This is a genomic window from Alloprevotella sp. (genome assembly GCF_057240785.1).
Map to the genome: position 1 here is coordinate 47577 of NZ_DBHHRH010000021.1, position 22085 is coordinate 69661.

The window sequence follows — 22085 nt, forward strand, 5'->3', positions numbered from 1 at the left end:
TTTGTTTATAAAGCAAAAAATAATATCAAACTATAGAATATATGCAAATAAAAACTGATGCAGTGACTTGCTTGTCTACTGCATCAGTTTTGCTATCAATAAAAGAGTGTAATCTAAAGACTCTATATTACCAGATATCTACACGATTCTTTTTGGGAACAAAGAGCGGATCTTTGCTAGTGATATTAAATGCCTTATACCAAGAATCGATATGTGGGAGAGCACCATTCACTCGCCAGCGAGCAGGAGAATGCGGATCGACTTTATTAAGAACACGCAACTGCTCATCACGAATGTTTGAAGCCCAGATAAAAGCAAAGCTCAGGAAAAAACGTTGCTCAGGAGTGAAACCATCAACAGTTTTAAGAGGATTCTTCTTCATTGCATTCTGAAGAGCTTGATACGAAATATTAAGACCTCCGTGGTCGGCGATATTTTCACCCAAAGTCAATTTACCATTAGCTTTCAAGCCTGGCAATACTTCAATCTTATCAAAGAAATCTGCCATTACTTTGGTACGTGCCTCAAAATTTTTCTTATCAGCCTCAGTCCACCAATTGCGTAAGTTACCATCTTTGTCGAACTGGCTACCTTGATCATCGAATCCGTGTGTCATCTCATGACCAATAACAACGCCAATCGCACCATAGTTAACAGCATCGTCAGCTTCAGGATTAAAGAAAGGTGGCTGAAGGATACCTGCCGGGAAGCAAATCTCATTAGTGGTCGGATTATAGTAAGCATTGATTGTCTGCGGAGTCATGAGCCATTCTGTTTTATCCGTAGGCTTATTTACCTTACGTTGAATCATATCTGCCATCATAAACTCACCTGCACGAAGCAAATTCTCATAATAAGAAAGATTCTCATCAATTTGCAAATTGCTATAGTCACGCCATTTATCAGGATAACCTATCTTTACATAGAAATGATTCAATTTGTCGTGAGCTTGTGCTTTTGTGGCTGGGCTCATCCAGTTTTGCTGATCAATACGTTGTCCTAATGCAACCTTAAGATTGTTGACGAGTTCAAGCATACGTTGCTTGCTACTTTCAGGGAAATATTTCTCAACATAAAGTTTACCCACAGCCATACCTAATACGCCATTCACGGCATCAACAGCACGTTTCCAGCGAGCACGGTCCTGCATAACGCCACTCATAGTGTGACTGTAGAAATCAAAAAAGGCTGCGCGGAAAGAATCATCGAGCGCATTGGCAGCATCGTTCACAACTTTGAATTCAGCATATGCTTTCCAATCATCAAGACTCTTTTCTGCCAACAGCTTTTCTACAGCATGAATCGGTTCTGGTTGATTCACTGTCACCTCAGCAAAAGCAGGGAATCCTAATTGCAAGAAAAGGCTTCCCCAATCAATGCCCGGATAATCACTGAGCAGCTGAGCATAAGTCATCTTGTGATAGTTGCCTTCTACATCGCGCTGCTTAGTGGCACTATAACTTTCTTTCGCAATGGCAGTTTCAATATCGAGAACAGCTTTCATCTTGCGTTCAGCAGTGGCTGCATCATTGCCTGCCATCTCCAGAATTTTCTTCACATAGTCCTTATAGGCATTGCGAATCTTTAAAGTTGCCTCATCATCGTTGAGATAATAATCACGGTCTCCCAAAGACAATCCACCTTGATTTATCCCCACCAAATTCATTTTTGCATTACGCAAATCAGCATCAGCATAAATGGAGAACGGCAGAACATCTATTCCACGATGTCCTAATTGTCCAAACATGAGAAGCAACTCAGTCTTATTTGTAGGAGCAGCCACCTTTGCCAGAACAGGTTTGATAGGCTCATATCCTTCTTTATTACGGCGTACACTATCCATGGCCAACTTATAAAGGCTACCAATTTTCTGCGCCAAAGAACCCTGCTGCTGTGGATGGGAAGCTAGTCCTTCAATCAGTTCGTGAATCTGCTTCTCGTTCACATCACTCAAATAATTAAACTGACCATAACGAGCATACTCTGGAGTCAGCGGATGATTTTTCATCCATGTACCACAAGAATACTCATAAAAGTCTGTACCAGGTTTCTTAGATAAGTCCATATTGGCCTTATCAAGTCCCGACGATTGAGCAAAGGCTGAACAAGCTGCCATACTCAATACAGGCATTAATGCTTTTAACTTCATACTATTATATTTTTAAGAAATGATTTTTCATTCTTCATCCAAAGCCGACAAGCGGTCGACTGCTGCCTCCCATTCCTCTTCGGCCGTGGCTTGCTGCTTTTTTACTTCGGCGTACTGTGTAGCTAAAGCAATGTCTGAGGCACCTTCAGGAGTAGACATCTGTTGTTCCATTTCGGAAATACGCTGTTCTATCTCCTCAACCTTTCGTTCCCAATCTGCCACCTCTTTTTCTGCTTTACGTCTCAGCTTAGCTTGCTCTTTCTGCTGTTCATAACTAAGCTTTCCTGCATTCGGTTCTTCCTTGGTTACAACATCCTCAACAACAGCTTTCTTAGGAAGCTGATCAAGAGTATCAATATCTTTTGTTCGCAAAAAATCATAAATACCGCCTATATGCTCTCGGACGTTTCCACCTCCGAACTCATAGACTTTAGAGACCAATCCATCCAGAAAGTCGCGATCATGACTGACGAGAATGACCGTTCCATCAAAAGCAAGAATGGCTTCTTTGAGCACGTCCTTCGTACGCATATCCAGGTGGTTCGTAGGCTCATCCAAAATGAGAAGATTTACAGGTTCAAGCAAGAGACGAATCATTGCTAACCTACTTCGCTCGCCACCGCTCAGCACTTTCACTTTCTTGTCTGAGGCTTCACCGCCAAACATAAAAGCACCAAGAATGTCCCTAATCTTTAAACGAATGTCTCCCTTTGCCACATCGTCAATTGTTTGGAACACAGTTTTATTCTCATCCAGCAACTGCGCTTGGTTCTGGGCATAATATCCAAGTTCTACATTATGCCCTAACTTCAAGTGACCGTCAAAGGGAATCTCATCCATGATACATTTAACCAAAGTTGATTTACCTTCGCCGTTCTTCCCCACAAACGCCACCTTTTCTCCTCTCTTTATCGTGAGATTTACATTGTGAAAAACAGTATGTTCACCATAACGTTTCGTAACGTCCTCGCAGATGATTGGATAATCGCCGCAACGATTGCAAGGAGGGAACTTCAGATGAAGAAAACTATTGTCCACCTCATCTACTTCAATCGGCACAATCTTTTCCAGTTGCTTGATACGGCTTTGTACCTGCACTGATTTCGTAGGTTTATAACGGAAACGCTCAATAAAGTCTTGAATATCGGCAATCTCTTTCTGCTGATTCTCATAGGCCCTTAGTTGCTGTTCACGCCTCTCTTGGCGAAGCTCCATAAACTCGTTATACTTCACCTTATAATCCGTTATCTTCCCACAAGAAATCTCCATCGTACGATTCGTTACGTTATTGATGAAGGCGCGGTCGTGACTCACAAGCACAACAGCACTTGGACTTTTAGCCAAAAACTGTTCCAGCCAACGGATACTTTCAATGTCAAGATGATTGGTTGGCTCATCGAGGAGAAGAACATCTGGCTGACGCATCAAGAGTTTAGCCAGTTCAATACGCATACGCCAACCACCACTAAACTCACGCGTAGGGCGATCAAAATCTGAACGTTGAAAACCTAACCCTTGCAACGTGCGCTCTAATTCGGCATGGTAGTTGAGACCCCCCATCATCGTGAAGCGCTCATTATCATGGGCAAACGCCTCTACCAACTTCAGATAATCCTCACTTTCATAATCCGTGCGCTCTGCCAACTCTTGATTCTCTTGAGCTATACGTTCTTGCAACTGGCTTATATCCGCAAAGGCTTTCTCAGCTTCTTCTAGCACGGTGTGCTCATCGCTAAGAATCATGACTTGCGGGAGATATCCTAAAGTAGAACCTTTCTGCAAAGCCACAATACCAGCCGTAGGCTGTTGCTCTCCAGCCAAGATTTTGAGTAAGGTCGACTTCCCTGCCCCATTCTTGCCAACCAGTGCAACACGATCTTTGGGGTTAATAACAAAGGACACGTCCGTAAAAAGCGGACGTGCTCCAAATTCTATTGTTAGATTATTAACTGAAATCAAAATACTAGTAAGATCTTGCTATTAAGACTTTATATTTTGCAGGCTTGCCACTCACCATATCAACGCCAGGGTTAGATTGATCTACACCTATGGGGACGCAACGAATGGTAGCCTGAGTTTCTTCTTTAATGCGTGCTTCCGTCTCTGTAGTTCCATCCCACGGACAAAGGAAGAAACCACCATCCTTTACACGCGTTTTGAATTCTTCGTAGTTGTTACACTCAAAGATATGTTCATCGCGATACTTCTTAGCTTTCTCGAAGATATTTGTTTGGATTTCCTCCAGTAGCGTATTTACATATTCATCGATACCCTCAAACTGGCGGGTTTCTTTTTCCAGCGTATCACGACGCATAACCTCTACTGTTCCATTTTCCAAGTCCTTCGGTCCCATAACAAGACGCACGGGAACACCTTTCAATTCGTAATCGGCAAATTTAAAGCCAGGACGTTTGTTTTCTGAGTTGTCATATTTCACGCGGATACCCAGCTGACGAAGACGCTGAGCCAGAGCTTCAAACTTTTCATTGAGAGCTTCTAACTCTTCGTCCTTTCGGTAAATAGGTACCATTACGACCTGAATCGGAGCAAGATGCGGAGGCAACACCAAACCGTTATCATCGGAGTGTACCATAATCAAAGCTCCCATCAAGCGCGTACTAACGCCCCAACTAGTAGCCCAAGCATATTGCATCTTGTTTTCTTTGTCAACAAACTGTACATTAAATGCCTTACCAAAGTTTTGTCCCAAGAAATGGCTAGTACCACTTTGCAGTGCCTTACCATCCTGCATCATAGCTTCAATGGTATAGGTATCAAGCGCACCAGCAAAACGTTCTGTCTCACTCTTAACGCCTTGAACAACAGGTACTGCCATATACTTTTCAACAAAATCTGCATAAACTTTCAGCATCTGCTGCGCGCGCTGTTCTGCCTCCTCACGTGTAGCATGTGCAGTGTGTCCTTCTTGCCAAAGAAACTCACTAGTACGAAGGAAAAGACGTGTGCGCATTTCCCAACGCATCACATTACACCACTGATTGCACAAAAGTGGCAGGTCGCGCCAACTGTGAATCCATTTTCTATATGTATTCCAAATAGTCGTTTCACTCGTTGGACGAATGATAAGCTCTTCCTCCAACTTTGCAGCAGGGTCAACCACTACGCCATCGCCCGTTTCGTTGGTCTTCAAACGATAATGTGTCACTACTGCACATTCCTTTGCAAAACCTTCCACGTGTTCAGCCTCTTTCGACAAGAAAGACTTGGGGATCAACATCGGGAAATATACATTCTGCACTCCCGTTTCCTTAAACATTCCGTCCAGTGTTTGCTGAATTTTTTCCCAAATTGCGTAACCGTAAGGTTTGATAACCATACATCCGCGAACGTCTGCTTGTTCGGCCAAATCAGCTTTCACAACTAATTCGTTATACCATTTAGAGTAATCTACACTACGTTTAGTCAGATTTTTTAATTCTGCTGCCATATTCTTTTTTTAGTTATTTTTGCCTACAAAATTAACTAATATAATTGGAAAGTTCGTAGCTTTGCAACCAATTATAATATACAACACTCAAAAACGAAACATTATGAGAACGAAACTTTCAGTTATGTTGCTGTGCGTTCTAACGTTATTCAGCGGCTGTGACACATCCAGTATGACAAACAAAGCTAAAGGCGGAGCCATCGGCGGTACTGCAGGCGCAGCCCTCGGTGCACTGATTGGAGCTTTTGCAGGTAAAGGAAAAGGTGCTGCCATTGGAGCTGCCGTTGGTGCGGCTGTTGGTGGTGGAGCAGGCGTTCTGATTGGGAACAAGATGGACAAAGCTAAGAAAGCAGCAGAGATGGCCAATGCACAAGCTGAGGTAATCAAAGACTCACAAACAGGTCTTACTTATGTAAAGGTTACGTTCGACTCTGGCCTGCTCTTCGCTACGGGCCAGAATACTCTGAGCGCAGCTGCACAAAGAGATCTCAGCACTTTCGCTAAGAACCTTACCTCTGACATGAACTTGCAGATTTATGGTTATACAGATAACCAAGGTTGGAAAAACTCTACAGCAGAACAGAGTTCGGCAAAGAATCTAGCGCTCTCTGAGCAGCGTGCAAACAGCGTAAGTTCTTTCATTCTTAAGAATGGTATTCATTCTTATCAGGTGAAAGAAGTGAAAGGATACGGCGAATCTAACCCCGTAGCTAGTAACTCTACGGCAGCAGGTCAGCAGCAGAATCGTCGCGTAGAAGTATATGTTATCCCAAGCGACCAGATGATCAAAGAAGCTAAGCGTCAAGCTGGCGAACAATAAAAGACATAGATAAAACTCTAACGGCACTTATTCGTTGCGGAATAAGTGCCGTTTCTTTTTCTCTTCCCTATGCTCTCTACAGCTCAGACCTCATTTTATCATAAGTATATAAAAAGAGAAAAGGACCTCCATTTCGGAAGTCCTTTTAACTTTCGGTGGGCGCTGACGGATTCGAACCGCCGACCCTCTGCTTGTAAGGCAGACGCTCTAAACCAGCTGAGCTAAGCGCCCCTGAGATTAAATCCCATGTTAATATATCGGTGGGCGCTGACGGATTCGAACCGCCGACCCTCTGCTTGTAAGGCAGACGCTCTAAACCAGCTGAGCTAAGCGCCCTCATTTCTGAATTGCGAGTGCAAAAGTAGAGGAAATTATTATAACTACCAAACTTTTGCGCATTTTTTTTCTTTTCCTTACAAAATTTCCTGTTTAATAGCCCTTACAACCCCTTCAGCGGTCTCTTTCCAGATATATTCATCTGCATCTTTTCGCCCCATACCTACTCCATCGTGTCGATACTCCATTTTACTATGAAAATCCGAACGCGCAGAAGCATGAATCTCTGTAGCTCCAGTTTGTTGAAGAATTATTGCTGCATTTTGGGACACAACTCCGCTACCTGGCATAATTGTGATACGCCCCGCGGCCTGCTGCACCAATTGACAAAGAACAGGAATTCCAGCTTCAGCCGTTGCAGCTTGCCCAGAAGTGAGAAGGCGCGTACACCCTAAATCTATAATCTGTTCAAGAGCAAGAGACGCATCTCGGCAAACATCGAAAGCCCGATGAAAAGTAACACTTAAAGGACCAGCAGCATCCATCAGTTTCCGACAGAAAGCCATATCTATATCGCCCGCAGCAGTAAGTCCACCAATAACAACACCATCCACTCCAGCTTCACGTGCAGCAAAAATGTCGTCTATCATAATTTCCTGCTCAGCAGGCGTATAAAGGAAGTCGCCTCCTCGAGGACGAATAAGCACGTGCTTACGAATTCCTTGCAATTTGCAAATAGCGCGAACAAGTCCTAATGATGGAGTGATGCCTCCCTCCTCAAGTCCTGAACAGAGTTCTACTCGGTCAGCCCCTCCACGAAGAGCCGCCAATGCACTTTCATAACTTCCTGTACATATTTCTAATTGTGCCATAGGGCAAAAGTACATATTTTATCGTTCTCAAAGGCCAAAACACGCGCCTCTTCCTTATTTATATAGCTTTTACAATAAAAACATGTAATTTTGCAGCACACTCTCTTTATTGTATTAATCATCACCGATGAAACATCTAAAAGACTTACAGGTGCGTGCCGTTGAACTTCTTCGCCCTGGCTACGCAGTACTCCGTCTGACTGACGAAGAAGTTTTTCCAGAAATGCAACCCGGACAATTTGTAGAGATTCGCGTCGACGGCTCACCAGAAACGTTCCTTCGTCGCCCCATCTCTATCAATTTTGTAGACCGCGACACCAACGAGCTATGGCTATTGGTTCACGCCGTGGGCAAAGGCACAGAAATTCTCACAAAAATGCGTTCGGGCGATAAGTTGAATTGTCTTTACCCCTTAGGCCGAGGCTTCTCTATGCCTTCCGAACCTCATCAACGCCTACTTCTCATTGGAGGTGGCGTAGGAACAGCTCCACTTCTCTATTTTGGAAAACTCTTGCGCGATGCTGGCCACGAGCCCGTGTTCTTGCTGGGAGGAAAGACAGAAGGCGATATTTTGCAACGCGAGCATTTTGAAAAATACGGCCGCCTTTGCTGCACAACGGAAGACGGAAGTCTCGACACAAAAGGCTTTGTCACGAATCACAGTGTCCTACAAGAAGATTTTCATTCCATTTACACTTGTGGCCCAAAACCGATGATGAAGGCAGTGGCAGCCTTTGCCAAAGAACATAATATCTATTGCGAAGCATCACTTGAAAACATGATGGCTTGCGGCTTAGGCGCGTGCCTTTGCTGCGTTGAGAAAACCGTGCAAGGCAACCGCTGCGTTTGCACAGAAGGTCCTGTGTTTGATATTAACAACTTAGACTGGTAAAATTATGGCACAGCTACAAGTAAAGATAGGAAATCTCCAACTCCAAAACCCTGTCATGACGGCCAGCGGAACATTTGGCTATGGTTTCGAATTTGCAGACCTTGTTGATTTAGACCGTTTAGGGGGAATCATTGTTAAAGGAACGACTCTAAATCCTCGAGAGGGCAACGATTATCCGCGCATGGCTGAGACAGCACAAGGTATGCTCAACTGTGTTGGACTACAAAATAAGGGTGCAGACTACTTCTGCACGCATATTTATGATGCGGTGAAGAATTTGAAAACAAACGTACTGGTCAATGTGAGCGGTTCTTCACCCGAAGATTATGCTGAATGTGCTGCGCGCATAGCCGAATTGGACAACATACCAGGCATTGAACTCAACATCTCTTGTCCCAATGTGAAAGATGGAGGAATGTCGTTCGGTACTTCCTGCGCGGCAGCCGCCAGTGTTGTGAAAGCAGTGCGTCAAAGATACCCCAAGACACTCATCGTAAAACTATCGCCCAACGTAACCGACATTGCAGAGATTGCACGGGCTGTAGAAGCTGAGGGAGCAGACAGTGTTTCGCTCATCAATACACTAATGGGAATGAGCATTGATATCGAACGTCGTTGCTCCCGCCTAAGTATCGGGACGGGCGGGTTGAGCGGCCCATGTATCAAACCTGTGGCTCTGCGCATGGTGTGGCAAGTGGCAAAAGCTGTAAAAATCCCTGTCATTGGCTTAGGAGGAATCAGCAACGCCACAGACGCTCTGGAATTTCTCATGGCGGGAGCTACAGCCATCCAAATTGGAACAGCCAACTTCCTTGATCCCGCAGTCACTATGAAAGTAATCGACGGCATCAACACTTGGCTCGATGCTCACGGAGTAAAGGATATTCATGACATCATAGGAAGCGTATAGGAAAAAATACGGAGATACTTAATAAAAGAAATGTGCTAATGTAGGATTTCGTTTTAGCGAAAGCAGATACATTAGCACATTTTTTGTATGGTTCAACCACTTACAGAAGCACATATATACTTTATCAATATGCCCCAAAGGGCAAATATACAAAAAGTATTATCAAACGAAACGAAAAACAAAAATAATTGCAAGAAGCTAAAATTTTCTCTTTTTCTGTTTGGAGATAAGAAAAGAAAAAGCATATATTTGCAGCAACAAGTTAAGGGAGCTGCGGAACACCTCCAAGCCCCACAACTTAGACATATTTGGCTGCATCGGTTTGATCGGGATACTCATCAATAATTACTAGAAATACCGAGAATGCTTCCTTCGTCAATGGCGGGCCGACACGTTTCGGCGGGGTCGGATTACAGAGACGGAGTGGCGCTCAAATCCTTATTTTAGCTCGGAGTTTCATCACATCATCGATGCAGCTTTCTTTGTATCCTTTTCCTAACGTCCCTCCCCTTTTCTTTCGTCAAGACAAGCTCTCATCCCATCTTTTCTTTGCTAAAAGTATTGCACAATTAGATTCGTCAGTTGCAAAGACAAGTAACAGCTTTCTTATTTTCGGTATTATTATTTGACAAATAACTTTTACCTTCCAGCTCGCAAGCAGATGCTTCACGTCAAAAAAAATGAAGCCACACTATCGTTTTTCTCTTTAAGAACCGGCTCAACAGCTCAAAGACCCCCACTTTTCTCTCCTAAAAAGTCGTTTTTTCCCTTATTCTGTTCCAAAATACAATAAGGAAATCAGCTAACATCCTTATTGCATTCAAAAATTCCCTTATTGTATTTTCAATTTCTCAAGGAGAAAATAAAATTTGTAGTATAGAAAATAAAATTTGTAGTATAGAAAATAAAATTTCCCCTTGAGGAATTCAAAATAAGCTTATTTTGGTAATGCGTCAAAACAGCGTTAGTTTCGATTGCAGGCAAAGAAATTGATTTTTAAGCCACTCTCGAGGCAGTAGACTGCGAATTTATTTGACATTCACAAAGAAACAGAAGGGTTTATAATGCAAGCTCCCAAAGAGAAAAGAACCTTCCGTACACCTCTGTCATGTTTTAAGAACCATTTCTCGCCAAAAGAAGCACATCTCCATTTTGCCTTTTTCTCAAAAAAAAGTAACTTCGCAGACAAACCAAAATTCAGCATGGACAATTATATTGTTTCGGCACGTAAGTACCGCCCACAAACGTTCGACAGCGTTGTCGGACAAAAGGCACTTACCACGACACTGAAGAATGCCATCAGCAATGGTAAGCTGGCTCATGCTTACCTTTTCTGCGGGCCTCGCGGTGTGGGGAAGACCACTTGTGCGCGTATCTTTGCCAAGACTATCAACTGCCTCAGTCCGCAAGCCAGCGGAGAGGCCTGCAACGAATGTGAAAGTTGCCAAGCGTTCAACGAAGGGCGTTCGATGAATATCTTTGAGCTGGACGCGGCCTCCAACAACTCTGTTGACGATATTCGCCAAATTATAGAACAGGTCAATACACCTCCACAAGTGGGAACATACAAAGTTTTCATCATCGACGAGGTGCATATGCTCTCTCCTGCGGCCTTCAACGCTTTTTTGAAAACTCTGGAAGAACCACCAGCACACGTTATCTTCATTCTGGCAACAACGGAGAAACACAAGGTTCTCCCAACGATTCTGAGTCGCTGCCAAATCTACGACTTCAACCGCATGGAGATTGCCGACATCGTTGCACATCTCAAAAATGTGGCTGCCAAAGAAGGCGTACAAGCCGAGGACGAAGCTCTAAACATCATTGCACAAAAAGCTGATGGTGGTATGCGCGATGCCTTAAGCATCTTCGACCAAGTGGCAAGTTTCTCTGAAGGCGACATCACCTACAAAAAGGTGATTGAAGACCTCAACGTGCTGGACTATGATTATTACTTCAAAATCACAGACGAACTATTGGCCAACAATATCACGCAGGTGATGCTCACCTTCAATGATATTCTTAGAAAAGGTTTCGATGCCAATATCTTCATGGGTGGTTTAGCCAGTCATTTTCGCGAACTGCTCGTTAGCCAAGATGCTGCCACACTACCACTTTTGGAAGTGGCCGATAGCGTACGCCAGCGATATGCTGAACAAGCTCAGAAATGTAAAACTAAATTTCTCTATAAGGCGCTCAAACTCTGCAACGATTGCGACATCAACTACCGCACCAGCCGCAACAAACGACTGACCGTGGAAATCACTCTCATCGAGGTGGCGCAACTCAGCTCTGATGATGCGCCTGGGTCTGGGCTTGGCCCTACGAAGATTTTAAAACCCATTTTTAAGGCTGTGTCTGTTCAGCAACAAACGCAAGCCTCCTCTGCTGCCCCTGCAGCAGCTTCCCAAGCAACAACTCCACAACAACCAAAGCTGCAACAGCCTGCCCCACCCGCTGCGCCACAAGCAAGACCTGTGGCCAAGACTCTGTTGCGCCGCACTGTTTCTTTGCGTCACGCGCAGACAGCCTCACAGTCTTCGCCCACTCAAGAGACTTCAGAATCTTCTGCTCCGCGCTCCTATGGCAACGAGGCATTCACGGAATCCAATATGCTCTCAGCGTGGGTAGCTTTTGCTCAACGCTTGCCCATCGAAGAGGTTGCGCAGCAAGGGCGTATGAAGATGCTCGTCCCAAAACTCTTGGAAGGCGGCATCATAGACGTTCCCGTTGAGAATGACATGGTCATGGCGGACTACAAGCGTTTGCAGCCGAAGATAGAAGACTATATCCGCAGCTACTTACACAATGACAACGTACGTCTCCAACTGAGACTCCTCCCGCCCAATCAGCAAAATCGGCCGATTAGCCGGCGCGAACAGTTTGAGGCCATGTGCGAGAAAAGCCTTGCCTTCAAGAGTCTTTGTGAAGAGTTGAAACTTGATTTAGCATAACAATAAAACAAAACATATCCCACATGGAAAAGATTGAAAACAAGTATGTAACCGTTTCTTACGAACTTTTCACAAAAGACGAAGAAGGAAAAATCGAACTCGTTGAGAAAGCTCCCGTAGAGCACCCCTTCCAGTTTATCACAGGTATGGGAGTAACTCTCGAAGCTTTTGAAAACAATGTTGCCAACCTCAATGAGGGTGAAACATTCGATTTCACCCTCGATGTGGAAGAAGCCTATGGTCCCTACGTAGAGGAACACGTCATCGAATTAGACAAAGATATTTTTACCATCGATGGACATTTCGACAGCAATACTGTTTACCCTGGCAACGTTATCCCCCTTGTGAATGAGGACGGCAATCGCTTCCAAGGACTTGTGCTCGAAGTGAGCGACACAAAAGTAAAAATCGACCTCAACGACCAGCTGGCAGGCAAAGAGCTTCGCTTCAAAGGTCAGGTGGTTACTTCACGCCCCGCAACAGAAGCAGAGATGAAAGAAATGCTCGCGATGATGGGCGGTGAAGAAGGTTGTGGCGGCAGCTGCGAAGGTTGCGGAGGCGGCTGTAACTGCGAACATTAAGAATTTTTCTATTCTCGGATGATGTGGAAAAGCCTAAACAGTTAGGCCTATTTGATTCATCCGAGAATTTTTATATTTCAACCCATGAACACATTCGGTAATATCTTTCGCTTAACCACCTTTGGCGAGAGCCACGGGCCAGCAGTAGGCGGCGTTGTCGATGGAATGCCAGCTGGCATAGTGATCGACATGGATTTTCTACAAGCAGAACTCAACCGCAGAAAGCCTGGACAGAGCCGACTGACCACACCGCGCAAAGAGAACGATACAGTGGAACTCCTTTCAGGTGTCTTCGAAGGAAAATCCACTGGTTGTCCTATCGGTTTTATCGTTCGCAACGAGAATCAGCATTCTTCCGACTATGACAACCTAAGAGATATATTCCGCCCGTCGCATGCCGATTACACTTATTTCTATAAGTATGGTATTCGTGATCATCGTGGCGGCGGACGCTCTTCGGCACGTGAAACTATCTCCCGGGTGGTTGGAGGAGCGCTGGCAAAGATGGCGTTGAGACAACTCAATGTAGACATCATTGCCTACACTTCGCAAGTGGGCGAAATTACATTGGACAAAAACTATCAGCAATATGATTTCAGCGAGATAGAAAAGAATGCTGTGCGCTGCCCTGATCCGCAGAAAGCAGAAGAGATGGCTCAGAAAATTGAAGCTGTCAAAACTGAGGGCGATACCATTGGTGGGGTGATTACCTGCATCATCAAGGGCTGTCCCATAGGGCTGGGGGAACCAGCCTTCGGCAAACTTCACGCTGCACTCGGCGCTGCAATGCTGAGCATCAATGCTGTTAAAGGCTTTGAATACGGCGGTGGTTTCGATTGCGTGAAATATCGAGGTTCAGAACTCAACGATATTTTCTACACAAATAAAGAAGGGAACATTCGTACCCAGACAAACAATAGTGGAGGCATACAAGGCGGTATCTCCAACGGTGAGGACATCTACTTCCGCGTAGCCTTCAAGCCCGTTGCTACCCTCTTGCGCGAACAAGAAACCGTGAATACGAAAGGCCAACCAACCATAGTGAAAGCACGCGGGCGACACGATGCTTGTGTCTTACCACGAGCTGTTCCTATCGTTGAAGCAATGGCGGCGATGACCCTCTTAGATGCCTATCTCAAGAACAAAACGACGCGCATATAGAAGAGAAATAAAAAAAACAAACTTTTTTTCACACTTTTTCTTGCAAAATTGAAAACCTTACCTTACATTTGCGAAGTAAACATAACCAAATTACCGTGAGGTAACGTGTTTAGTTAAGTCTAGTTTAGTTTTTGTGTTGGTTAATGGAGGCTCCGAAGAGACGGATGACCTCCATTAATTTGCAAAAAGACTAAAAGTAAAATGCCTCATAGATATCTTACAACTTGGAATAAACAAAAAGTATATCACTGCTTAGTTCTCAAGCTGTGATATACTCATTTATAGATAAGTGTCCATTACCTCTCTACATTCAACGAATCAAGACTTTACGACCATTGATGATATAAAGACCAGGCGCAAGATGGACTGAAGAAGCAGGGATGCCTTGAAGTGAGAAAACTTTGTTATACGACTTATTCTTGAAATAAGAAATACCAGTGGTCGTGGCATGAAAAGAAAAATTGGAGATTCCCAACTGGTAGTTCTTTTTCTCAGAGATTTCCGTATTCACCAAAGAGAATATGAGTTGCAACACCCCCGTTATCTGTGTTGGAAACTGGAACACCAAAGCCGTGGAACCAAACTTCACGGATTGCGGCTCACTGAGTTGCTGTCCATCGAGCAATACTTGTAGCGAAACTTCAGCTGCAGCAGAACGGTCGCAAACTACCTGGAGTTCCTGAATTGGAGACTTCAGCGTATCTGTCAGTGTGATACGCTGAAATCTTTCTTGTCCCTTCCCTCCTATCGACAGATAGCCTCGAGCATCTACTTTCGTTTTTGCAGTATGCGGCAATACTTCAATAAGGACATTGCTGGCAGGATTTGTGGAAAGTTGCCCACCTTCGTCCATAAAAGTATAAGTTTGGGACGAAACTCTGCTGGCTACAAAAAAAGCCAACAAACAGACAAAGCAGAAACGTTTCATCAGTTAATTGATTAAGGGTAAGGAGTATTCGCAGATCTATGGGAGATATTCAGAAAGTTAGTCGATGAAACGCTTTGAAAGAGGAGCAAATTCTTCAATACGACGATCGCGCAAGAAAGGCCACCAGCGGCGCACTTGTTCGCTGTGCTCAAGATCGATAGTCACAACAAGGTTTTCCTCTTCTGAGTTTGAGGCACGAGCTAACAACTCACCTTGTGGACCAGCCACAAAGCTAGAACCCCAAAACTGAATACCATTGGTCTGATCGCTGGGGTCTTCTTCCAAGCCTACGCGGTTGACAGCAATAACGGGAATCCCATTGGCCACAGCGTGCCCACGTTGTACAGTTGTCCATGCTTCGCGCTGCCGTTCCTGCTCTACTGGCTGATCAGAACTCTCATACCCAATGGCAGTTGGATAGATAAGAAGGTCAGCTCCCTGAAGTGCCATCAAACGTGCTCCTTCGGGATACCATTGATCCCAGCACACTTGAACGCCCAATGTTCCAACACTGGTATGAATAGGATGAAAACCAAGGTCGCCAGGAGTAAAATAGAACTTTTCATAATAGGCTGGATCATCAGGAATATGCATCTTTCGATATTTCCCTGCAATGCTACCATCTTTTTCAAAGACTACAGCAGTGTTATGATACAAACCTGCGGCACGACGTTCAAAGAGAGACGTAACCAAAACAACACCAAACTTACGAGCCAAGGCACCATAAAAATCAGTAGAAGGTCCAGGAATAGGCTCTGCCAAATCGAAATTATTCACACTTTCTACTTGGCAGAAGTAAAGCGAATTATGAAGTTCTTGCAGCACCACCAATTCTGCACCATGCGTGACTACATCTTCTATATTAGCTGCCAATTTTTGACGATTCGTATCAACATCGGCAACACATCGTTGCTGGATAAGCCCAACCTTTAATGATTTCATTTTTATTACTATTTAGGAGGTAAAATACAAGATACGAGAGAGCAAGACTTTGATGCTTCTCGTATCTTGTTAGTATAATCTTAGATTTTGAGAACTCCTTTCGGGAATTGCATAGTAGAACAATGGAGCGAGCCATGCTGACGAATCAGCGCGCAACAGTCAATTCCCACCAAGTCATGATGAGGAAATGCTTGATGCAAAGCTTTTCGTGCTTTCTCATCATTCTCTGGTTGATTATAAGTAGGATAAAGCACAGCATGGTTTACCACCAAATAATTAGCATACGTTGCAGGGAGACGCTCTCCATCCTCATAGACAGCAGAAGCCATCGGTAGCGGAATAAGTTCAAAAGGCTTATTCTCAGCATTGGTGAATGTACGCAACTGAGCTTCCATCTGCCTCAAAGCTTCATAATGTTCATCGCTAGAATCATCACAACGCACATAAACAATACGATTATTGGGGCAAAGGCGGGCAAGTGTATCAATATGGCTATCGGTATCGTCACCAGCCAGATAGCCATAATCGAGCCACAAAACATTAGTTGCGCCAAAGTATTCTTCCAGCTTCATTGTTAGCTGTGTTTTATCGTGAGTATGATTTCTGTTAGGATTGAGCAGACATTCTGACGTAGTGAGTAGCGTACCGCAGCCATCACTCTCTATGCTTCCGCCTTCAAGTTCAAAATCCAAAAGCGAAACATAAGTACCATCTAACAAACCAGCATCGAAAAGCTGCTTATTGATAGCGTTATCTTTCTCGGCATCAAACTTTCCTCCCCATCCGTTGAACTGAAAATCCAAAAGTTCTGGACTTCCAGAGCCAACAACTGTGAGGAAACCATGATCGCGTGCCCAAGTATCATTGGTAGGACAATCTTTGTAGATGATATTATTCAGAGCTTTTTGCGGCAACTGCTCTTCCAGTAAAGCCTTAACTTCTGCCGTATTAGGAGCTACGATAAGCAAAGGTTCACGAATAGCAATCTCGTAAGCCATACGCTTGTAGCAAGCAATGACTTCAGGTAACATATCAAGCCAATCGGTACCTGCATGCGGCCATGTGAGTTGTACCGCACTTTGTGGAAACCATTCGGGAGCTAACATACGCTTGAAGCGTTTATTGTCCTGTGCAACAAGGCCGTTCTTCAGAAAGAATTCCAAATCCAAATCCGCCTGCGGCTGTTTAGGCGGAAGCGAGAATAGACTCATAATCTAGATGATAATTCAATGAATTGATTTCTGTTGCTTAAGATAGGTGATAAAAGCATCTGTGGTTTCAGGCAAAGAAACTTTTACTTCCTGGCTTTTGGGGAAGAATTTAGGATCATAGCCATCGCCTCCTGTCGTCATAAATTCATCAGCACAAACATAATATGTCCCATTGTCTTTAATGGCAACACGTTTCCCTTTCGGGCTTACGTATGTCATCTTCAAAACATTATTGTTCGCATCGCGCTGTGTTTCCAGATTGGATGTCTGAATCCAACCGTAGCGCTTATTGTGGAAGCCAAAATCAACAAGATCGTGAAGTTGACGTCCCGTGAGTTTGAAGACTTTCAATGGATTAGAGAAAGGAAGTGCTTCACCCACTTCTAGTACACTTACATCGCCCTTAGAAAAACCGCCACGAATACTTCCAAAATGGCTCATACCAATAATAACTTCTTTGTCCGACTTCTTTGCTATCTTGCGGAAGGCTTCAGCAAAAGAAGAGCAAACGAGTTTTCCCATACGACTCTCAACATACTTTACGGAACGATCGTGAGGCATATCTTCAGTAGCTACAGTCAATTTAGTACCAATAGGAACTCCCCCTTTTGTTTTTGTAGAGGCAAGCAGAGAATCTATCTGGCATTGCAGACGAAGAGGAACAGGACCTAACTGCGATCTATCTTTCAAAGCAACGCGTACAATTTCTGGCTCAACACTGAGAACTTTCATAGAAGTCGTATCAACTTGATACTTCATAACAGAAATATAATTGCCATGCCACCAACCTTGCACTACGGGATATCCAGCTTCATTGATGCGCCCACAAACAGGTTCATGACTATGACCAGAAAGAATACTCTGATAAAGCGGCGACTTAATAGCATAAAGTTCAGCTTCATTCTTATCTGTCCATGCAGGTTTTCCATTCTTCATATAAGTACCGATATGAACCAACAAACTGCGAATCTCTGCATCACGAACGGTTTTAAAAGCAGGCAAAGCCTCTATGCTATCAAGAACGTGCGTATAGTTTCCTGAAAATATCATACCCACGATATTCTTAGCACGAATCTGTTCTTTTGCAGAAGATGCCAGCAAACCGACAAAACCAGCTCGAAGAGTCTTGGTGGGCGACAACGGAATTTCTGCTGTAGTAAAAGGCGTTAAATAAGAAGGAACTTTACCATCTTGATCGTAGACATTCCCACAAAGATATTCAATATCCCAACCTGCAGGACGCAAAGGATCATTTTTCCATTTTTCGGCCAAGACTTTCTGGCCATCATCAAACTCATGGTTTCCCAAAGCTGAAATGCGGATACCCATATCATTAAAAAAGACTGGGAGAAGTACTCCGTGTGTAGCGTTGTAGAAATAACTACCACCAAAGTTGTCGCCAGCTGCCACTGTTAAATTATAGGGGTAAACTGACTTCAAAGAGTCTAGGCATTGCAACACCGAAGGAGCACCTGGAATTCCCTGAGATTTATTCTGAACAAAAGCGCCATGAAAATCATTCAGAGAAAAAATAGCAACTGTTATAGGCTTATTAGTCTGTGCTGTCAAGAATTGACTGAAGGCCAACGCACCAGCTAAAAAGATATTTCTGATATTCATAATTATATTTTGTTTGTTTAAGAACGACTTATTTGCAATCCGCGCTCTGAGATGCTCATTTCTACAAAGCGAGCATTCGGGGCAAGTGGGTGTTGAGATAATTCTTCACGAATACGAAGTGCTGCTGTAGGATCTTTAGCTACAATATACATAAAGCCGCCACCACCAGCACCAGGGAGTTTATATCCAAGACTATAATCGTCGATTCGCTTACAAAGTTCTTCGATGATTGCAGGATTAGTACCAGCATCTAGTGCTTTATTTTGCTCCCAAGTTTTACGAACCAAGAGGCCATAACGCTCAATATCGCCCATCTGCAAAGATTCACTCAAACTAAGAGCGTGCTGTTTCATCTCGCTCAATAGTGATAAAGAATGAGTGTCATTGAGAAACATACCTCGAACTATCTCCGTAAGTATATTCTTGGCCGTACGCGTAACACCGGTATAATAAAGCAAATGACAAGCTTTATTCTCTGGAGCGGTAAATATCGTAGCAGGTAAATAACGAGCCACTGCATTTTGGAGGAAACCGGCTTGAGTCTGCAAAAGTTTAACTCCACCAAGTATACCACCATATTGATCTTGCCAGCCACCACCTGTCGTCAGCAACTGTTCGAGAATGAGAGTTCTATTGCCTATCTCATTTTTATCCCAGTTTAAACCGCAGAATTCAGACAATGTCCCTAAAACAGTAGCAGCCAAGATACTACTAGTCCCCAATCCGCTACCAGCAGGAATCGCAGAAAGCAAAGTCAGCTCTATACCACATCCGAAAGCTTCTAGATGTTGGCGAAGTGTAGGATATTCTTCTGTTCCGAACCCTGGAAGGAAACCGCACAGCGTCAATGCTGCTTTAGGAATAGAAAAAGGCGAGCCAACTTTATTATACTGTCGGAGCTCATCATAAGTTTCTATACGCTCCATTGCACCGAGGTCAATAGAACGACAGATGATGACAGGTTCTTTGCAAGGCTTTACATACACTTGCAAAGGCTGCTGCCCATTCATTTCAATAGCGATGTTCACCACATTTCCACCTTCCATTAAGCTATATGGAGGTGTATCAGTCCAACCACCAGCTAAATCTATACGCGCACTACTTCTTCCCCAAACAATTTGGTCATCACACGTAGTGCGACTCGGCGTCACCTTGCAGCGCAAAGCTTCTCCAGTTAACCCCTCGCGCAATAGTCCGAAGGCCTGATCTGAAAAGAGCTCTGCCCCCTCCGTCTGTCCTAAATGGCGCAGAGTTTCTGAGCGGAACATAGCATCATGCATACGAACCATCAAGGGATCTTCCACAGACAAGAGAGAAGGTAGTGGAAGTTGAGCATCGGCATACTTTTGTGCCATGTCTTTTAGATTCACTTGATAAAAGACACTCCGACGCCAATTATAAGCCATAGTTTGGCAGTTTTGTAACTGGATTTCGCGGCGCTGTTTAAAAAGTCTATACAAATTAGCATGCACAGAGAGTTCATCCGCAGAAAGTCGTGCAGAATGAAGGAAAAGTTCCGCCTCCCCCTCTCCAGTCAGAATAAAATGCAATAATTCCTCTAACTCTTCCAAAGACTCACTTACAGGGAAAAGTTGTGCAGATTGAATATCATCTTGAATCCCAAATTCGCGTAACGGCAAATGTCGGGCTGCAGCCCATTCCTTAAAAGGTTGTCCTAAATAAATAGTATCTTCATTGTCCAAAGCTCCACGAGAGGGATCATTATAACCATACACACGCAACGCATATGCTTTTTCTCCGATAGGTACAACATCTATACATTGGCCATCTTTTAAGCTTATCTGCCAATTATTCTGAGGAACACCGGTCACAATATTGTGGCGAGATAAATCCCAGCCAGCTGAGAGTTTTGAATTCTCAATCCAAATGTATTCGTTTTTCTTAGTCGGCCGATTCTCTAAAAGACAATTTTGTGTGAATACACTTGTTTGACGCTTCACTCCTTTCTGAATAATAAAGCGTTGGTCTTTCACTAAATTTTGTAGAGAAATGGTAGAAGTTAACAATTCTGGGGCCGTTCCAAAATGATAAAATTCTCCTCCAGGAAGTGGCAGAATAGCCACATTCAAACTCTCTAATTCCGCATCAGGTTTCGAGGGATGTGTTCCTAGGGCGCAACCAAACTCAGAATAAAGATCATAAGTATTGATATTTGCATCCTTACCTACACATTTTTTACGCAAAACCTCAACCGCTTTATCAGACAAAAGCCAAACACCAATATCCATCAATGCAAAGTGGGTTTGCATGAGTTCCGCTTGCTTCTCCGTCGACGGCTTTTGAAGCATAAAATCTAAGGCTGTAGGATTTTCGCGATTCATCATGAAAACGCCATGATGACTAATCTGTTCAGGAGTAGCCCAAAGGCCATAACAAACGACATCTGCTTCGGGAATAGTTTGCAAAGGTTGGGTAGCCCGCAAAAAAACATCTCCGCTAGCAATGAGAGTATGAAGGCTCTGAGGAGCTTTCTGCATAATCATCTCATAAAGCGGCAATTGCATATCGAGTAAACTTTGATCGACGCGCTGCCCACGTGCCCAACGAAACACTGGAATAGGAGTCAATACTTTCCCACTAGGTGCATAGGCAGCCAAACGGCGACTCTGTCCTCCTGCATGAAGAAGAATTCTTTTCTCTTGTGAAAGCCACTTTGAAAAGTCTTGTGTAGATTTTTCGGCAGTAAAGGCGTTTTGTAATAGCCAAACCGTGCCTCCTCCCGATCCTAACTTTTGGTTAACGGGATCAGAAGTACAGAAATATTCAGCCCTACTCAAACCTGTAATATCATGAAAACTTCCAACCACATTAGGCGGTAGAGATAGCAATTTCTTCATTCGTTTCTATTTTTTTGAAATGTAACAAAGCGATTAAAAAGATAATTCAAGACAGGAAATACGCACATTCCCAACCCATAGGCCCAGGCTTCGGATAAAAACAGGAGAAAAAGTCTGAACGCAAGCCATTGTAAAACCCAACAGATGTGTGCTCCCACCCAAAAGATGAGTCCTTCTTTCCGCCAGTCGTTTTGATGAGATTGAAAAACCCACAGCCTATTCCAAATATAGCTATTGAGAAAACCCGCTTCGTAAGATATGAGATTTGCCCCATCTACGGAAAAATCTATTTTTCGCAGAAGATAGTACACAACTGCTGTTATCATAGTGTTTAATACACCGACAGCGCCATACTTAACGGCTTGTTTTGCTTCCTGCCTTATTTGCATTTATTCGCAAAGATACATATCTTTATTTAATGTACTAATGAGAAAATGTGCTAATGTGCCAATATCAGTGGTGA

General features: G+C 43.8%; 16 protein-coding genes and 2 tRNA genes. 6 read left to right on the forward strand and 12 right to left on the reverse strand.

Translation table 11 applies throughout. From position 1 onward, the window contains the following. Positions 1 to 127: 127 nt before the first annotated feature. The 3 genes from ACO4R2_RS05045 to proS are packed head-to-tail and all read right to left on the reverse strand — an operon-like array spanning position 128 to position 5597. Complete coding sequence (locus ACO4R2_RS05045; RefSeq protein WP_484769417.1) at positions 128 to 2149, reverse strand: M13 family metallopeptidase; 2022 nt, start codon at positions 2147 to 2149, stop codon at positions 128 to 130. Between the two features lie 27 nt (positions 2150 to 2176). Further along, positions 2177 to 4108 (reverse strand): ABC-F family ATP-binding cassette domain-containing protein, encoded by a 1932-nt coding sequence (locus tag ACO4R2_RS05050; protein ID WP_484769418.1) that lies wholly within the window; start codon positions 4106 to 4108, stop codon positions 2177 to 2179. 4 nt (positions 4109 to 4112) lie between these two features. Next, complete coding sequence (proS, locus tag ACO4R2_RS05055; RefSeq protein WP_311490918.1) at positions 4113 to 5597, reverse strand: proline--tRNA ligase; 1485 nt, start codon at positions 5595 to 5597, stop codon at positions 4113 to 4115. A gap of 103 nt (positions 5598 to 5700) precedes the next feature. Between proS and ACO4R2_RS05060 the strand changes: the two genes are divergently transcribed. After that, positions 5701 to 6417 (forward strand): OmpA family protein, encoded by a 717-nt coding sequence (locus ACO4R2_RS05060; protein WP_484769419.1) that lies wholly within the window; start codon positions 5701 to 5703, stop codon positions 6415 to 6417. A 156-nt stretch (positions 6418 to 6573) separates the two neighbouring features. Here ACO4R2_RS05060 and ACO4R2_RS05065 read toward each other — a convergent pair. The 3 genes from ACO4R2_RS05065 to ACO4R2_RS05075 all read right to left on the reverse strand — a co-directional run bounded on the left by ACO4R2_RS05065 (position 6574) and on the right by ACO4R2_RS05075 (position 7565). Then, positions 6574 to 6648 (reverse strand) — tRNA-Val (locus tag ACO4R2_RS05065). Positions 6649 to 6678: 30 nt separating this feature from the next. Next, positions 6679 to 6753 (reverse strand) — tRNA-Val (locus tag ACO4R2_RS05070). A gap of 77 nt (positions 6754 to 6830) precedes the next feature. Next, entirely contained in the window at positions 6831 to 7565 is a 735-nt protein-coding gene (locus ACO4R2_RS05075; RefSeq protein WP_484769420.1) for a copper homeostasis protein CutC, read from the reverse strand. Positions 7566 to 7692: 127 nt separating this feature from the next. Here ACO4R2_RS05075 and ACO4R2_RS05080 point away from each other — a divergent pair, with 127 nt between their 5' ends. From ACO4R2_RS05080 to aroC, 5 genes are all read left to right on the forward strand, one after another. Next, entirely contained in the window at positions 7693 to 8457 is a 765-nt protein-coding gene (locus ACO4R2_RS05080) for a dihydroorotate dehydrogenase electron transfer subunit (RefSeq protein WP_484769421.1), read from the forward strand. A 4-nt stretch (positions 8458 to 8461) separates the two neighbouring features. Beyond that, positions 8462 to 9367: a dihydroorotate dehydrogenase gene (locus tag ACO4R2_RS05085; protein WP_484769422.1), complete on the forward strand. Its 906-nt coding sequence runs from the start codon at positions 8462 to 8464 to the stop codon at positions 9365 to 9367. A 1202-nt stretch (positions 9368 to 10569) separates the two neighbouring features. After that, positions 10570 to 12321, forward strand: coding sequence for a DNA polymerase III subunit gamma/tau (locus tag ACO4R2_RS05090; RefSeq protein WP_484769423.1), 1752 nt, complete (start codon positions 10570 to 10572; stop codon positions 12319 to 12321). A 23-nt stretch (positions 12322 to 12344) separates the two neighbouring features. Next, on the forward strand, positions 12345 to 12902 hold the full coding sequence (locus tag ACO4R2_RS05095; protein ID WP_484769424.1) for an FKBP-type peptidyl-prolyl cis-trans isomerase: 558 nt from the start codon (positions 12345 to 12347) through the stop codon (positions 12900 to 12902). 84 nt (positions 12903 to 12986) lie between these two features. Continuing rightward, complete coding sequence (aroC, locus tag ACO4R2_RS05100) at positions 12987 to 14063, forward strand: chorismate synthase (RefSeq protein WP_484769425.1); 1077 nt, start codon at positions 12987 to 12989, stop codon at positions 14061 to 14063. Positions 14064 to 14373: 310 nt separating this feature from the next. On the opposite strand, the gene ACO4R2_RS05105 is transcribed toward aroC, so the two are convergent. The 6 genes from ACO4R2_RS05105 to ACO4R2_RS05130 form a co-directional block, all read right to left on the reverse strand. Beyond that, complete coding sequence (locus tag ACO4R2_RS05105) at positions 14374 to 14916, reverse strand: hypothetical protein (protein WP_311490934.1); 543 nt, start codon at positions 14914 to 14916, stop codon at positions 14374 to 14376. A 132-nt stretch (positions 14917 to 15048) separates the two neighbouring features. Continuing rightward, positions 15049 to 15933, reverse strand: a complete 885-nt coding sequence (locus ACO4R2_RS05110) for a carbon-nitrogen hydrolase (protein WP_484769426.1) — start codon at positions 15931 to 15933, stop codon at positions 15049 to 15051. 80 nt (positions 15934 to 16013) lie between these two features. Continuing rightward, positions 16014 to 17144 carry an agmatine deiminase family protein gene (locus ACO4R2_RS05115; RefSeq protein WP_484769427.1) on the reverse strand — a complete coding sequence of 377 codons (1131 nt, stop codon included), beginning with the start codon at positions 17142 to 17144 and terminating at the stop codon, positions 16014 to 16016. A gap of 15 nt (positions 17145 to 17159) precedes the next feature. Next, a complete protein-coding gene (locus tag ACO4R2_RS05120; RefSeq protein WP_484769428.1) occupies positions 17160 to 18764 on the reverse strand; it encodes a bifunctional metallophosphatase/5'-nucleotidase in 1605 nt (534 codons plus the stop codon). 17 nt (positions 18765 to 18781) lie between these two features. Beyond that, on the reverse strand, positions 18782 to 21622 hold the full coding sequence (locus tag ACO4R2_RS05125) for a bifunctional fucokinase/fucose-1-phosphate guanylyltransferase (protein WP_484769429.1): 2841 nt from the start codon (positions 21620 to 21622) through the stop codon (positions 18782 to 18784). Next, positions 21619 to 22011 (reverse strand): GtrA family protein, encoded by a 393-nt coding sequence (locus tag ACO4R2_RS05130; RefSeq protein ID WP_484769430.1) that lies wholly within the window; start codon positions 22009 to 22011, stop codon positions 21619 to 21621. Before ACO4R2_RS05130 ends, ACO4R2_RS05125 begins: the two co-directional genes overlap by 4 nt. Between the last annotated feature and the right edge of the window lie 74 nt (positions 22012 to 22085).